Below are 11,880 nucleotides of genomic sequence, written 5' to 3'. Positions count from 1 at the left end.
CGGAGCGGTCGCTGAAACGATGAATCCACTGATCCGCTGGTTCCACAAACTCGGTTCGCCCCCCTACTTCGACCGCTTCGCCGCCCGCTGGGCGCCATGGGGCTACGGGCTGGGCCTGCTGGTGATGCTGTGGGGCGCGTACGGCGCGCTGTTCGTGGTGCCGGCCGACTACCAGCAGGGCGACAGCTTCCGGATCCTCTACATCCACGTGCCCAGCGCGTGGATGAGCATGTTCGTGTTCGGCCTGATGGCGTTCTACGCGGCCATCGCGCTGGTCTGGCGCATCAAGCTGTGCGAGATCCTGGCGATGGCCTGCGCGCCGATCGGCGCCGGCTTCACCCTGGTCACGCTGGTCACCGGCGCGATCTGGGGCAAGCCGATGTGGGGCACCTGGTGGGACTGGGACCCGCGGCTGACCACCGAACTGATCCTGCTGTTCCTGTACCTGGGCGTGATCGGCCTCTACAACGCGATCGACGACCGCCGCGCCGCCGCCCGCGCGGCCGGCCTGCTGGCGATCGTCGGCGTGGTGCTGCTGCCGGTGATCCGCTATTCGGTGGTGTGGTGGAACTCGCTGCACCAGGGCCAGACGATCCGCGTGTTCGGCGAGTCGAGCCTGCACGGTTCGATGATCGAGCCGCTGGTCTGGATGCTGGTCGGCACCAAGCTGTGGTTCGTCGGTGCCCTGCTCGCACGCGCCCGCGCCGACAACCTGCGTCGCGAAGGCGGCAAGGCCTGGGTGACGCAGCTGGCAGGAGGCGCGCGATGAGCTACCTCGGCTACGTGGTCGCCGCCTACGCAGTGTTCGCCGTGGTGATGGCCTGGGACTTCGTCTCGCCCCAACTGCAGATCCGCCGCGAGCTGCGCGCCGCGCGCCGCCGCGCCGCCCGCCAGGCCGCCGCCCGCGCGACCACGCCGGCCCCGAATTCCGTTCCCGACGAGTTGACCCGATGAACCCTGCCCGCCGACGCCGACTGCTCTGGGTGCTTGCCCTGGTCGTCGCCGCCGCCATCGCCGCGACGCTGGTCGCGATGGCCCTGCAACGCAACGTCGCCTACCTGTACACGCCCGACGAGGTGATCTCGGGCGCGGCCGGCGCGGAGGTGGCATCCGGCCAGGCCCGGTTCCGGCTCGGCGGCATGGTCGCCGAAGGCTCCCTGCAGCGGGTTGAGGGCACGCTGGAGTCGCGCTTCGAGGTCAGCGACGGCGACGCGCGGATGCCGGTCACCTACACCGGCATCCTGCCCGACCTGTTCCGCGAGAACCAGGCGGTGGTCGCCACGGGCCGCATGCGCGGCGACGTGTTCGTGGCCGAGGAAGTGCTGGCCAAGCACGACGAGACCTACATGCCGAAGGAAGTCGCCGACAAGATGGGTGCCGCGCACAGGAAGCACGACGTGGACGCGCCGGCCGCAGGCGCTTCCGGGTCGGCCAACTGATGCTGCCCGAGTTCGGCCAGGTCGCGCTGGTCCTGGCGCTGCTGGTCGCGGCGCTGCAGGCGGCGCTGCCGCTGGTCGGCGCGCAGCGCGGCATCGGGTCGTGGATGGCGGCCGCGCGGCCTGCGGCGTACGCGCAGCTGGTGCTTGTGGCGGTGGCGTTCGCGATCCTCACCGAAGCGTTCGTGACGCAGGACTTCTCGGTGCGCTACGTCGCCGAGAACTCCAACTCGCTGCTGCCGCTGATATACCGCTACACCGCGGTCTGGGGCTCGCACGAGGGCTCGCTGCTGCTGTGGACGCTGGTGCTGGCGCTGTGGACGGCGGTGGTGGCGCGGTTCTCGCGCGCGTTGCCGCCACAGGTGATCGCGCGGGTGCTCGGGGTGATGGGCATCGTCAGCATCGGCTTCCTCGCGTTCCTGATCTTCACCAGCAACCCGTTCGACCGGCTGCTGCCGGCCGCCGCCGAAGGCCGCGACCTCAACCCGCTGCTGCAGGACCCGGGGATGATCATCCACCCGCCGATGCTGTATTTCGGCTACGTGGGCTTCTCGGTGCCGTTCGCGTTCGCGATCGCGGCCTTGCTGGACGGGCACGTCGACGCTCGCTGGCTGCGCTGGACCCGGCCATGGACCAACATCGCCTGGGCCTTCCTGACGCTCGGCATCGCGCTGGGCAGCTGGTGGGCGTACTACGAGCTCGGCTGGGGCGGCTGGTGGTTCTGGGACCCGGTCGAGAACGCCAGCTTCATGCCGTGGCTGGCCGGCGCGGCGCTGCTGCACTCGCAGGCGGTCACCGAAAAACGCGGCAGCTTCCGCGGCTGGACGCTGCTGCTGGCGATCGCGACGTTCTCGCTGTCGCTGCTGGGCACCTTCCTGGTGCGCTCGGGCGTGCTGACCAGTGTGCACGCGTTCGCCGCCGACCCGACCCGCGGCATGTTCATCCTGGTCTTCCTCGGCATCGTCATCGGCGGCTCGCTGGTGCTGTACGCGCTGCGCGCGCCGGGCGACGGCGAGGGTGCGCCGGACCCGCGCCAGTACTTCGCCGCCAGCTCGCGCGAGACGCTGCTGCTGGGCAACAACCTGCTGCTGTCGACCGCCTGCGCGATGGTCCTGCTCGGCACGCTGTACCCGTTGCTGGCCGATGCGCTGGAGCTGGGCAAGATCTCGGTTGGACCGCCCTACTTCGCGCTGTTGTTCACCCTGCTGATGGCGCCGCTGGTGCTGCTGCTGCCGTTCGGGCCGGTGACGCGCTGGCAGCGTGAGCAGGCCTCGCGGCCGCTGGCGTTGCTGGCGCCGTGGGCCGCCCTCGCGCTGCTGGGAGGCGTCCTCGCGTTCTTCCTCGCGCCGCAGGGCCAGTGGAAGGTGGCTGCCGGCGTCGCCGGTGCGGTCTGGGTCGGCTTCGGCACGCTGCGCTTCGCCTGGTCGCGGTTCGCCAACAGCGGCCGCATGACCGCCGAGATGTGGGGCATGACCCTCGCGCACTTCGGTGTGGCGGTGTTCCTGGTCGGCGCGTTGCTGGTGGAGGGCCTGAGCCTGCAGAAGGAGCTGGCGGTGAAGCCCGGGCAGACCGTCGAACTGGGCGACCACGTGTTCCGTTTCGACGGCGTCGAGCACCGCGTCGGCCCCAATTACGAGGCCGACCTCGGCACGGTCGAGGTGTTCCGCGACGGCGCCCCGGTGGCGACCATGCACCCCGAGAAGCGCGCCTACCTCAGCGGCGGCCAGGTGATGACCGAGGCCGCACTGCTGCGCGGCTTCACCCGCGACCTCTACGTCGCGCTGGGCGAGCCGCTCGGCGGCGACGCCTGGGCGATCCGGGTGCACGTCAAGCCGTTCGTGCGCTGGGTCTGGGCCGGCGCGCTGCTGATGATGCTCGGCGGTTTCGTCACCGCGGCCGACCGCCGCTTCCGCCGGCTCGACGGCCGCCCCGGCACCACCGACACCGCGAGGAGCACGCAATGACCCGGCAAACATCGAAGGCCCGCTGGCTGCCGCTGATCGTCTTCGGCCTGCTCGCCGCACTGCTGCTGGCCGGCGTGATCCTGAGCCGCCAGGGCAACCGCGAGGCGCTGCCGTCACCGCTGATCGGCAAGCCGGCGCCGGCGTTCGAGTTGCCGGTGCTGCACGAGGCCGGCCGGCTGGTGTCGTCGCAGGAACTGCTCGGCGAGCCCTACCTGCTCAACGTCTGGGGCAGCTGGTGCCCGGAGTGCCGGGTCGAGCATCCGGTGCTGACCAGGTTCGCCGAGACCAAGCGCATCCGCGTGATCGGCTACAACCTCAAGGACGAGCACGCCGACGCGCTGCGCTGGCTGGAGCAGTTCGGCAACCCGTACTGGCTGGTGCTGACCGACTACACCGGCGAGAACGCGATCGACTGGGGCATCTACGGTGCGCCGGAGACCTTCCTGGTCGACGCCGCCGGCGTGATCCGCTGGAAACACGTCGGCCCGGTCAGCGAGCAGGTCATCGCCGACGAGCTGGTTCCGTTGCTCGACGAGGTGGACGGCTGATGCCTCGCGCGCGCGCCGTCGCCTTGCTGCTCGTCGCCCTGCTCGCGCTGGCATTGCCGGTGGCCGCGTTTGCCCAGGCCACCACCACGGTCGAGCCGCCGAAGTTCACGGACCGCGCCGAGGCCGAGCGCTTCCACGCGCTGACCGAGGAGCTGCGCTGCGTGAAGTGCCAGAACCAGTCGCTGGCCGACTCCAACGCCGCGATCGCGCAGGACCTGCGCAACGAGGTGCTGGAGCTGATGCGCAAGGACATGACCGACGAGCAGATCAAGCACTACCTCGTCGCGCGCTACGGCGAGTTCGTGCTGTACCGGCCGCGGGTCGAGCCGACCACGTGGCTGCTGTGGTTCGGCCCGGCGGCGCTGCTGCTGGTGGGCGGCATCGTGGTCGTCGGCATCGTGCGCCGCCATCGCGCGCCGCGCCGCGACGCCACGCCCATCGACGACGAGCAGGAATGGTGATGACCGTTTTCGTGATCGCCAGCCTGCTGCTGGCCGTGCTGGTACTGGCCTGGGTGCTGCGCCCTGTCTGGCGTGACCGCCCGCTCGCCGGGGTCGGCATGCTGGCCTGCCTGCTGGCCACCACCGGGCTGCTGTACATGTTGGTCGGCACCCCGCGCGCGCTCGACCCGGCCCAGCGCCGCGCCCCGGCGACACTGTCCGAGGCGATCACCCAGCTGACCGCCGAACTGGAGCGCGACCCCAACCAGATCGAAGGCTGGCGCCTGCTTGCGCGCGCCCACGCGGCGGAGGGCGCGTTCGTCGAATCGCGCGATGCCTACGCCCGCGCCGTGCAGCTCGCGCCCGACGAACCGGCGCTGCTGGCCGAAGCCGCCGAAGCGCGCGCCAAGGCCGACCCCAAGCGCCTGTTCGACGAGCAGGCGGTGGCGATGTTGCGCCACGCACTGGAAATCGAGCCGCAGCACCAGCGCGCCCGCTGGTTCCTCGGCATCGCCCGGCGCCAGGCCGGCCAGCCGGCGGAAGCGGTGGCGATCTGGGAGCCGCTGCTGGCGCAGGTCGACGCCGCCACCGCCGCCAGCCTGCGCGAACAGATCGACCTGGCCCGCGTCGACGCCGGGATGGAGCCGCTGCCTCCCGCGCCCAAAGCTCCGGCCGCAGCCGCATCGCCGGTCACCATCACCGCCAGCATCTCGCTCGACCCCGCACTGGCGATGCAGTACCCCGACGGCGCCAGCGTGTTCGTGATCGCGCGTCGCCCGGGCGGCCCGCCGATGCCGGTCGCGGTGGAGAAGCTGCAACCGGCCGGCTTCCCGCTGACGGTCACCCTGACCGACGCCGACAGCCTGATGCCGACCGCGAAGCTCTCCGACCTCGCCCAGGTGGAGCTCAGCGCGCGGGTGTCGGCCAGCGGCGACGCCACATCGCAGGCCGGCGACTTCGAGTCCGCGCCGGTGGTGGTCGAAAACGGCCCCGAGGCCGCGGCGGCGCTGATGATCGACCGGGTGGTCGAATAACCGCATGACCGAATTCATCCCGCCCGGCAGCCGCTTCATCGACCTGCCCTCGCCGTTCCCGATGCGACGTGGCGGCGAGGTCCACGGCGCCCGCATCGCCTACGAGACCTGGGGCACGCTGTCGCCGGCGCGCGACAACGCGCTGCTGATCGTCACGGGCCTGTCGCCCGACGCCCACGCCGCCGCCAGCGACGCCAACCCCGAGCCGGGCTGGTGGGAGGCGATGGTCGGCCCCGGCAAGCCGATCGACACCGACCGCTGGTTCGTCATCTGCAGCAACGCGCTGGGCAGCTGCAAGGGCTCGTCCGGCCCGGCCTCCATCAACCCGGCGACCGGCGAGCCCTACCGCCTCGACTTCCCGGAGCTGTCGATCGAGGACGGCGCCGCAGCCGCCGCGCACGTGGTCCGCGCGCTGGGGATCGGGCAGCTGGCCTGCGTGGTCGGAAACTCGATGGGCGGCATGGTGTCGCTGGCGATGCTGGCGCGGAACCCGGGCATCGCCCGCGCGCACATCAACATTTCCGGCGCGGCCAAGGCGCTGCCGTTCTCGATCGCGATCCGCTCGCTGCAGCGCGAGGCGATCCGGCTCGACCCGCAGTGGAACAACGGCCACTACGACGACGACCACTACCCCGAGTCGGGCATGCGGATGGCGCGCAAGATGGGCGTCATCACCTACCGCTCGGCGCTGGAGTGGGATGGCCGCTTCGGCCGCGTGCGGCTGGATTCGGACCGCGCCGACGACGAGCCGTTCGGGCTGGAGTTCGAGGTCGAGAGCTACCTGGAAGGCCACGCGCGCCGCTTCGTCCGCCGCTTCGACCCCAACAGCTACCTCTACCTCAGCCGCTCGATGGACTGGTTCGACCTCGGCGACCACTGCCCGGCGCGCGGCGGCGACGCCGAAGCCGACACCCGCGCCGGCCTCGCCACCATCCGGCTGGAAAAGGCGCTGGCGATCGGCGCGACGACCGACATCCTGTTCCCGCTGCAGCAACAGCGCGAGATCGCCGAAGGCCTGCGCGCCGGCGGGGCCGACGCCGCCTTCCTGCCACTGCCGTCGCCGCAGGGGCACGACGCCTTCCTGGTCGATTTCGACCGTTTCGGGCCGGCCGTGCGCGGGTTCCTCGACAGCCTCTGACAGCCGGGTAGAATCCGACCGATGAACGCACAAGCCCTGCCCGACATCCGTTTCCCCGGCCACGACAAGCTGGTGGACGCGCTCGACGCCGCGGTCACCGCCGGCGACGAGCACGCCATCACCAAGGCGCTGCGCAACACCCTGTGCCGGATGATCCGCGACCGTGACGTCAGCCTGCCGGAGTGCGTGTTCGAGCCGATCGACGACCACTACGCGCGCCGCGAGATCTACCGCAGCCCCGAGCATGGCTACAGCGTCGTCGCCATGACCTGGGGCCCGGGCCAAGGCACTCCGGTGCATGACCACTGCGGGCTGTGGTGCGTGGAGGGCGTCTGGGACGGCGAACTGGAAATCACCCAGTACGAGCTGCTGGAAGCCGATGCCGAGCGCTTCCGCTTCCGCGCCGCCGGCGGCATGGTGGCCGGCCCCGGCAGTGCCGGCAGCCTGATCCCGCCGCACGAGTACCACTCCATCCGCAACACCAGCAGCAACGAAGTCGCGGTGTCGGTGCACATCTACAAAGCCGCGATGGAAGGCTGCTCGATGTTCATCCCGCAGGACGGCGAATGGTTCACCCGCGCCGACAAGGCCTTGCCGGTCGACGCGACCCACTGAAACCTCTGCCGGCCGGGGCTTCTCGGCTATACTGCGCGCCCGCGCCGGAGTGGCGGAATGGTAGACGCAGCGGATTCAAAATCCGCCGCCCTTAAAAGCGTGCGGGTTCGAGTCCCGCCTCCGGTACCAAGCAAAAAGGCCTGCATCGCGCAGGCCTTTTTTCGCTCCAGGGGGTCATTGCGGCGGGAGTCGCGCCAGCCGGGATCGGGCCGGCTACATGCCCGGGCTTTCGCTGACCCAGACGCGTCCCTCCGTGTGCCTGGTCAGCACCACGCGGCGGTCGCGCACCAGGGTGTCCACCGAGCGCGAGACGAACCGCATGCCGACGATGTCCAGCACGCTGCGGACCTCGACCTTGGCGGTCTTGCGGTCCTCGGACAGGGTGATCTTGTTGATTTCGTAGGTGTAGCCAAACGGGATGTCGTTGCCGAGCAGTTCCATCAGCGGCTTCATCTGCCGGAACAGGGCTTCCGTCTCCCGGCACGCCTGGTCGCGCGAAACAAGCCGGATCTGCTCGCGCGGGCCGATGTACGAGGTCGCCCGACCCGACAGGTCCTTGGCGAGCATTCCGCACACGGCGTCGGCGTCCAGCGCCAGGGTCGCATCGCGCCCGGCCGCGTAGTATGCCCTTACATCGTCCTCGTCGAGCTTGCTGCCGTCGACGAACACGAACCACGCCAGGCCCGCGAAGATCGCGAGCAACACGTACTTGAGCATTCCATTTCCCCCTGTTCGAAGCGCCACCACGGCGCCTGCAGGGTTGCGGCCTCCCCGCGCGCAACCGTCGCGGCATTATGGGACACCGCTCACGGCGCGTGAAGGCCGTCGTCTAGCGCTTGGGCCGGCCCGGCGGCGCGGGCCACGGCCACCATCCACGGCCGGTCAGCGCGTAGCGGTCGGCGGCACGCTCGAACCGGTTGCGCACGCTGACACCGCCGAACGCGAGATACACCGGCAGGAACAGCGGGCCAAACACCATGTACTGGTAGACGTGCGCGCGCTCGTGGTCGGCCAGCCGGACGGCGGCCTCCTCGCACCAGCCGGCGCGGTGGGCATAGGTGCGGCAGTTGCCGTCGAGATCAGCGCCGGTATGGAGGATGACGTTGCCCAGCGTGAGCGCCCCGCCCGGCCCCCACGGCCAGCCATGGAACACCAGTGCCAGGTCGTCGCGGCGCCAGTGTGCGTGCGCGCCGAAAGGCAGGCCAAGGAGACCGAGCAGCAGCCCGGCGGCGGTATTGGGTGAGGTCCACAGCGCACCGGCGAACACCAGCAGCCGCCGCGCGATGCCGGACACGCGCGGCACCGCGGCGGTCAGGCGACCTCGCCTTCTTCCGGCATCAGCAGCCACATGATCAGGTAGACGAGGATGCCGGGGAACGCGGCCGAGGCGATCGACACGACCACGAAGACCACGCGCAACAGGGTCGAGTTCCAGCCGAACCGGCGCGCGATGCCTCCCAGGACGCCGGCCAGCATGCGGTCGTTGCGGGAGCGGACGAAGGGGCGGTGGGTGTGTTCCATGGGCTCGATATGGCTGCGTGTGGTTGGAACCAGTCTGTCGGCGGCGTCGTGACGGGCGCGTAAGCCGGTTGGCTCAGCGCGAACGCTCCGCCAGCCAGTCGTGGATCGCCTGCGGCACCTCGCGCTGGGCGCGGCTGGAGACGTAGATGCCGATGTGGCCGCCGCGGAACGACAGCTCGCTGTAGTCGCGGCTGCCGACCAGCCCGCCGAGCGCCTGCGACGACGACGGCGGCACCAGGTGGTCGGCCTGGGCGAAGACGTTCAGCACCGGCATGTCGACATCGCCGAGGTCGACCGCGCGGCCGCCGATGTCGATGCCGCCGTTGACGAAGCCGTTGGCCTGGTAGAACTGCCTGGCGAACTGGCGGAACGCCTCGCCGGCCTGGTCGGGCGAATCGAAGATCCACGTTTCCATGCGCAGGAAGTCCTCCAGCGCGCGCGGGTCGTCGAGGATGTCGACCAGCCCCACGTACTTCTGCACGAACAGCCGCCACGGCTTGAGCGTGAGGTAGGTGAAGTTCATCACGTCGGCCGGGATGTTGCCGAGCGTGTCGACCATCAGGTCGATGTCGGTCCCGCGCACCCAGTGGGCCAGCATGTTGTCGGCGGTGTGGAAGTCCACCGGCGTCACCATCGTCACCAGGTTGCGCACCTTGCGCGGGTTGAGCGCGGCGTAGCACAGCGAGAACGCGCCGCCCTGGCAGATGCCGAGCAGGTTGACCGCGTCGAGGCGGTACTCGCGCCGCAGGTGGTCGACCGCCCCGCCGAGGTACCGCTGGATGTAGTCCTCCAGGTCGAGGAAGCGGTCGGAGCGGTCGGGGTAGCCCCAGTCGAGGATGTAGACGTCCTCGCCGCGCTCGAGCAGGCCGCGGACGATCGACTTGTCGGCCTGCAGATCGACCATGTACGGCCGGTTGACCAGCGCGTAGGCGATCAGCAGCGGCACCTTCGCGGTCGGCGCGCGACCGTTGTCGAGACGATCGCCGCGGTAGCGGTACAGCACGACCTTGCCGTCGCGCCAGACCTCTTCTTTCGGGGTGGCGCCGTAGCCGGTGTCGCCGAGCTGGCGCAGGGTGTCGAGGCCCGCGCCGAGCCTGGCCTGGAACTGCATGGCCTCCTGCGCGAGCGACTCGGGGGTGATGTCGAGCGGGCCGATGGAGCCGGTGTGGGTGTTGTCCATGCTCAGCGCGCCTTGCCGCGCGGGGCGGTTCTGGAGGTGGCGGTGTTGCGGGCGGGCTTGCCTGCCGTGCCCTGACCAGCGGCGGTCTCGCGGACGGTGGTTTTCCGCGTGGGCGCTTTGCGGGCGGCGGTCTTGCCGGTGGTGCCGCTGGCGGTCGGCTTGGCCTTGCGCGGCGTCGAGGGCGCCTTCGGGCCCGCCTTCTTCGCCGTGGCACGTGCCGGGCGCGCGGTCGCGGTCGACGGTTCCTTGGCAGCGGCGGCCGGTGTCGGCGCATCCGCCCCGCCCAGCCGCTCGCGCAAGCGCCGCAGTTCGCGTTCCAATTGCGCGACCTTGCGATGCGCGGCATCGACTTCGCCGCGGGTCGGCATGCCCAGCGCGTCGGCAACCTGCTCGACCTCCTTCTGCACCGCGGCGCGCAGGCGCATCTGCGCATCGCTCACTGCGCCGTAGACGTCACGGAAGCGCGGCGACAGCGCGACCTCGGCGTAGGCCTCCTCGGCGGCGTCGATCCACAGGTCGAACAGCGCGCGCGCCGACTGCAGCTGGCGGCCGGGTGCGCTGCGCTCGGACAGCTTGTCCTCGAACCGGCGGAACGCGTCCTGCCCGGCCTCGGCCATCAGCGCGTGGTAGGCGCGTGCCTGCTGCTGGTAGTCGATATGCGCCTGCGCCAGCTGCTGCCAGCGCTGCTGGTGCTCGCGGGTGAAGCCGAACGCCGGCATGCCGAGCCATGAACGTCCGCTGCCGGCGAGTTGCTCCAGCCACGGCGACACCTGCGCGAGCCACTGCTCGAAGCCCTGCTGGCCGGGGCCATGCATGCCCTTGAGGGCATCGGCGAACGGATTGGCACCATGGCCACCGAGCGTGCGCTTCCATGCCGCGGCGATGTCGGCCGCGGCGGCATCCTGTCCGGCAAACTGCGTCGCGAGCTGCTGCATCTGCCCGAACCAGCCCTGCGCCTGCGCACCGAAGCGCCGCATCGCCTCGTCGGCGACACCCGGCGAACCGCCACCAGCAAGTTGCGACCACCAGGCGAGCGCCTCGTTCCAGCCGGGCACCGACGCGGACCCCGCACGACCCGTCGGGCCGCCAAACGGCGACCCCGGACCGGCGTTGAATCCCGGACCGTGGCCGGGCGCCTGCGCAGCCATCCCGCCCGCCCGCAGCATCTCGCCCCAGCGGCTCCAGTACTCGCGTGCGAGCGCCTCGAAGTCCTCGCCGCCGAAACCGGCGCCCCCGAAACCCTGATTGGCCATGGCGTCCTCCATCGTCCCCGCGATGATAGCGCCGCCGGTGTTTCAGCCCGTCGCGGCTGTGGCTGCGGGCGGCTGCAACTACGGCTTGGGGATGCGCAGCGTCTTGCTGACCATCAGCGAGCCGGAGAGCGCGAACATAAGCACCAGCGGATGGAACTGCCACGGCCCCAGCTTGACCATGCCCAGCCACAGGTCGGAACCGATCGCACCCTGCGCCGCGGCGATCCACAGCACCACCACCAGCACCAGGCTGGTCGGGATCGGGGTGCCCTCGAAGTGTTTCACCTTGCCCTCGTCGCCCGACAGCTGCTCGGCGGTGACGTTGTAGCGCGCCAGCCGACTCACGCCGCAGCCGACGAAGTAGCTCAGCACCACCCAGTCCCAGCCGCCCTGCAGGCCGCAGGCGTAGGCCAGCGCGGCCGGCGCGACGCCGAAGGAGATCACGTCGGCCAGCGAGTCCAGCTCGCGGCCGAGGGTCGACGCCGACTTGCGCCAGCGCGCCACCCGGCCATCCACCGCATCGAAGATGAAGGCCAGCGGGATCAGCGCCATCCCGATCATCAGGTCGCGCACCCCGCCCTCCTGCAGGAAGCGCATCGCCGCGAAGATCGCGCCGGTGCCGCAGAAGGCGTTGGCGAGGGTGAACCAGTCGGCGAGGTGGAACTCGCGGAACATCGAGAAGTGGCGGCGCTGGCGCTGCATGCGGCGCTCCGTGAAGGCGTGGCCGCCAGACTGCCAAACCGCAGGGGAA

Annotated in this window: 15 protein-coding genes and 1 tRNA gene; 10 read left to right on the top strand and 6 right to left on the bottom strand. The window is 70.6% G+C overall.

From position 1 onward, the window contains the following. Window positions 1-19: 19 nt before the first annotated feature. The 10 genes from ccmC to N799_RS03610 all read left to right on the top strand — a co-directional run bounded on the left by ccmC (window position 20) and on the right by N799_RS03610 (window position 7,304). Window positions 20-769 carry a heme ABC transporter permease CcmC gene (ccmC, locus tag N799_RS03655; RefSeq protein WP_036208042.1) on the top strand — a complete coding sequence of 250 codons (750 nt, stop codon included), beginning with the start codon at window positions 20-22 and terminating at the stop codon, window positions 767-769. Continuing rightward, entirely contained in the window at window positions 766-954 is a 189-nt protein-coding gene (gene ccmD, locus N799_RS03650; protein WP_036208041.1) for a heme exporter protein CcmD, read from the top strand. The genes ccmC and ccmD overlap by 4 nt, the downstream gene beginning before the upstream one ends. Continuing rightward, entirely contained in the window at window positions 951-1,439 is a 489-nt protein-coding gene (ccmE, locus tag N799_RS03645) for a cytochrome c maturation protein CcmE (RefSeq protein WP_036208038.1), read from the top strand. The genes ccmD and ccmE overlap by 4 nt, the downstream gene beginning before the upstream one ends. Then, window positions 1,439-3,400, top strand: coding sequence for a heme lyase CcmF/NrfE family subunit (locus N799_RS03640; protein WP_036208036.1), 1,962 nt, complete (start codon window positions 1,439-1,441; stop codon window positions 3,398-3,400). The genes ccmE and N799_RS03640 overlap by 1 nt, the downstream gene beginning before the upstream one ends. After that, complete coding sequence (locus N799_RS03635; RefSeq protein WP_036208033.1) at window positions 3,397-3,948, top strand: DsbE family thiol:disulfide interchange protein; 552 nt, start codon at window positions 3,397-3,399, stop codon at window positions 3,946-3,948. The genes N799_RS03640 and N799_RS03635 overlap by 4 nt, the downstream gene beginning before the upstream one ends. Then, on the top strand, window positions 3,948-4,409 hold the full coding sequence (locus tag N799_RS03630; protein ID WP_036208030.1) for a cytochrome c-type biogenesis protein: 462 nt from the start codon (window positions 3,948-3,950) through the stop codon (window positions 4,407-4,409). Before N799_RS03635 ends, N799_RS03630 begins: the two co-directional genes overlap by 1 nt. Then, window positions 4,403-5,422, top strand: a complete 1,020-nt coding sequence (locus N799_RS03625) for a tetratricopeptide repeat protein (RefSeq protein ID WP_036208027.1) — start codon at window positions 4,403-4,405, stop codon at window positions 5,420-5,422. The genes N799_RS03630 and N799_RS03625 overlap by 7 nt, the downstream gene beginning before the upstream one ends. Window positions 5,423-5,426: 4 nt before the next feature. Then, window positions 5,427-6,560 carry a homoserine O-acetyltransferase MetX gene (gene metX / locus N799_RS03620; RefSeq protein WP_036208025.1) on the top strand — a complete coding sequence of 378 codons (1,134 nt, stop codon included), beginning with the start codon at window positions 5,427-5,429 and terminating at the stop codon, window positions 6,558-6,560. A 21-nt stretch (window positions 6,561-6,581) separates the two neighbouring features. Beyond that, on the top strand, window positions 6,582-7,175 hold the full coding sequence (locus N799_RS03615) for a cysteine dioxygenase family protein (RefSeq protein WP_036208022.1): 594 nt from the start codon (window positions 6,582-6,584) through the stop codon (window positions 7,173-7,175). A gap of 43 nt (window positions 7,176-7,218) precedes the next feature. Further along, a tRNA-Leu gene (locus tag N799_RS03610) sits at window positions 7,219-7,304 on the top strand. 84 nt (window positions 7,305-7,388) lie between these two features. Here the strand turns inward: N799_RS03610 and N799_RS03605 are convergent. The 6 genes from N799_RS03605 to N799_RS03580 all read right to left on the bottom strand — a co-directional run bounded on the left by N799_RS03605 (window position 7,389) and on the right by N799_RS03580 (window position 11,831). Further along, entirely contained in the window at window positions 7,389-7,892 is a 504-nt protein-coding gene (locus N799_RS03605) for a hypothetical protein (RefSeq protein ID WP_036208019.1), read from the bottom strand. A 112-nt stretch (window positions 7,893-8,004) separates the two neighbouring features. After that, window positions 8,005-8,469 (bottom strand): hypothetical protein, encoded by a 465-nt coding sequence (locus N799_RS03600; RefSeq protein WP_238978720.1) that lies wholly within the window; start codon window positions 8,467-8,469, stop codon window positions 8,005-8,007. 17 nt (window positions 8,470-8,486) lie between these two features. Then, window positions 8,487-8,696 (bottom strand): PspC domain-containing protein, encoded by a 210-nt coding sequence (locus N799_RS03595; protein WP_036208012.1) that lies wholly within the window; start codon window positions 8,694-8,696, stop codon window positions 8,487-8,489. 73 nt (window positions 8,697-8,769) lie between these two features. Beyond that, the gene (locus tag N799_RS03590; RefSeq protein ID WP_036208009.1) at window positions 8,770-9,876 is read right to left on the bottom strand and encodes a class III poly(R)-hydroxyalkanoic acid synthase subunit PhaC; all 1,107 of its coding nucleotides are present in this window, start codon (window positions 9,874-9,876) and stop codon (window positions 8,770-8,772) included. A gap of 2 nt (window positions 9,877-9,878) precedes the next feature. Continuing rightward, on the bottom strand, window positions 9,879-11,129 hold the full coding sequence (gene phaE / locus N799_RS03585; protein ID WP_036208257.1) for a class III poly(R)-hydroxyalkanoic acid synthase subunit PhaE: 1,251 nt from the start codon (window positions 11,127-11,129) through the stop codon (window positions 9,879-9,881). Between the two features lie 78 nt (window positions 11,130-11,207). Continuing rightward, a complete protein-coding gene (locus tag N799_RS03580; RefSeq protein ID WP_036208004.1) occupies window positions 11,208-11,831 on the bottom strand; it encodes a CDP-alcohol phosphatidyltransferase family protein in 624 nt (207 codons plus the stop codon). Between the last annotated feature and the right edge of the window lie 49 nt (window positions 11,832-11,880).

The sequence above is a fragment of the Lysobacter arseniciresistens ZS79 genome (assembly GCF_000768335.1).
Lineage (GTDB): Bacteria > Pseudomonadota > Gammaproteobacteria > Xanthomonadales > Xanthomonadaceae > Novilysobacter > Novilysobacter arseniciresistens.
The sequence above is the reverse complement of the archived record's forward strand: the minus strand, read 5'-3'. Positions and strand labels throughout refer to the sequence as shown.

Bases quoted from the DNA above. Each gene is read 5' to 3' on its own strand.
- ccmC (WP_036208042.1), top strand. From the start codon at position 20: ATGAATCCACTGATCCGCTGGTTCCACAAACTCGGTTCGCCCCCCTAC.
- ccmD (WP_036208041.1), top strand. From the start codon at position 766: ATGAGCTACCTCGGCTACGTGGTCGCCGCCTACGCAGTGTTCGCCGTG.
- ccmE (WP_036208038.1), top strand. From the start codon at position 951: ATGAACCCTGCCCGCCGACGCCGACTGCTCTGGGTGCTTGCCCTGGTC.
- N799_RS03640 (WP_036208036.1), top strand. From the start codon at position 1,439: ATGCTGCCCGAGTTCGGCCAGGTCGCGCTGGTCCTGGCGCTGCTGGTC.
- N799_RS03635 (WP_036208033.1), top strand. From the start codon at position 3,397: ATGACCCGGCAAACATCGAAGGCCCGCTGGCTGCCGCTGATCGTCTTC.
- N799_RS03630 (WP_036208030.1), top strand. From the start codon at position 3,948: ATGCCTCGCGCGCGCGCCGTCGCCTTGCTGCTCGTCGCCCTGCTCGCG.
- N799_RS03625 (WP_036208027.1), top strand. From the start codon at position 4,403: ATGGTGATGACCGTTTTCGTGATCGCCAGCCTGCTGCTGGCCGTGCTG.
- metX (WP_036208025.1), top strand. From the start codon at position 5,427: ATGACCGAATTCATCCCGCCCGGCAGCCGCTTCATCGACCTGCCCTCG.
- N799_RS03615 (WP_036208022.1), top strand. From the start codon at position 6,582: ATGAACGCACAAGCCCTGCCCGACATCCGTTTCCCCGGCCACGACAAG.
- N799_RS03605 (WP_036208019.1), bottom strand. From the start codon at position 7,892: ATGCTCAAGTACGTGTTGCTCGCGATCTTCGCGGGCCTGGCGTGGTTC.
- N799_RS03595 (WP_036208012.1), bottom strand. From the start codon at position 8,696: ATGGAACACACCCACCGCCCCTTCGTCCGCTCCCGCAACGACCGCATG.
- N799_RS03590 (WP_036208009.1), bottom strand. From the start codon at position 9,876: ATGGACAACACCCACACCGGCTCCATCGGCCCGCTCGACATCACCCCC.
- phaE (WP_036208257.1), bottom strand. From the start codon at position 11,129: ATGGCCAATCAGGGTTTCGGGGGCGCCGGTTTCGGCGGCGAGGACTTC.
- N799_RS03580 (WP_036208004.1), bottom strand. From the start codon at position 11,831: ATGCAGCGCCAGCGCCGCCACTTCTCGATGTTCCGCGAGTTCCACCTC.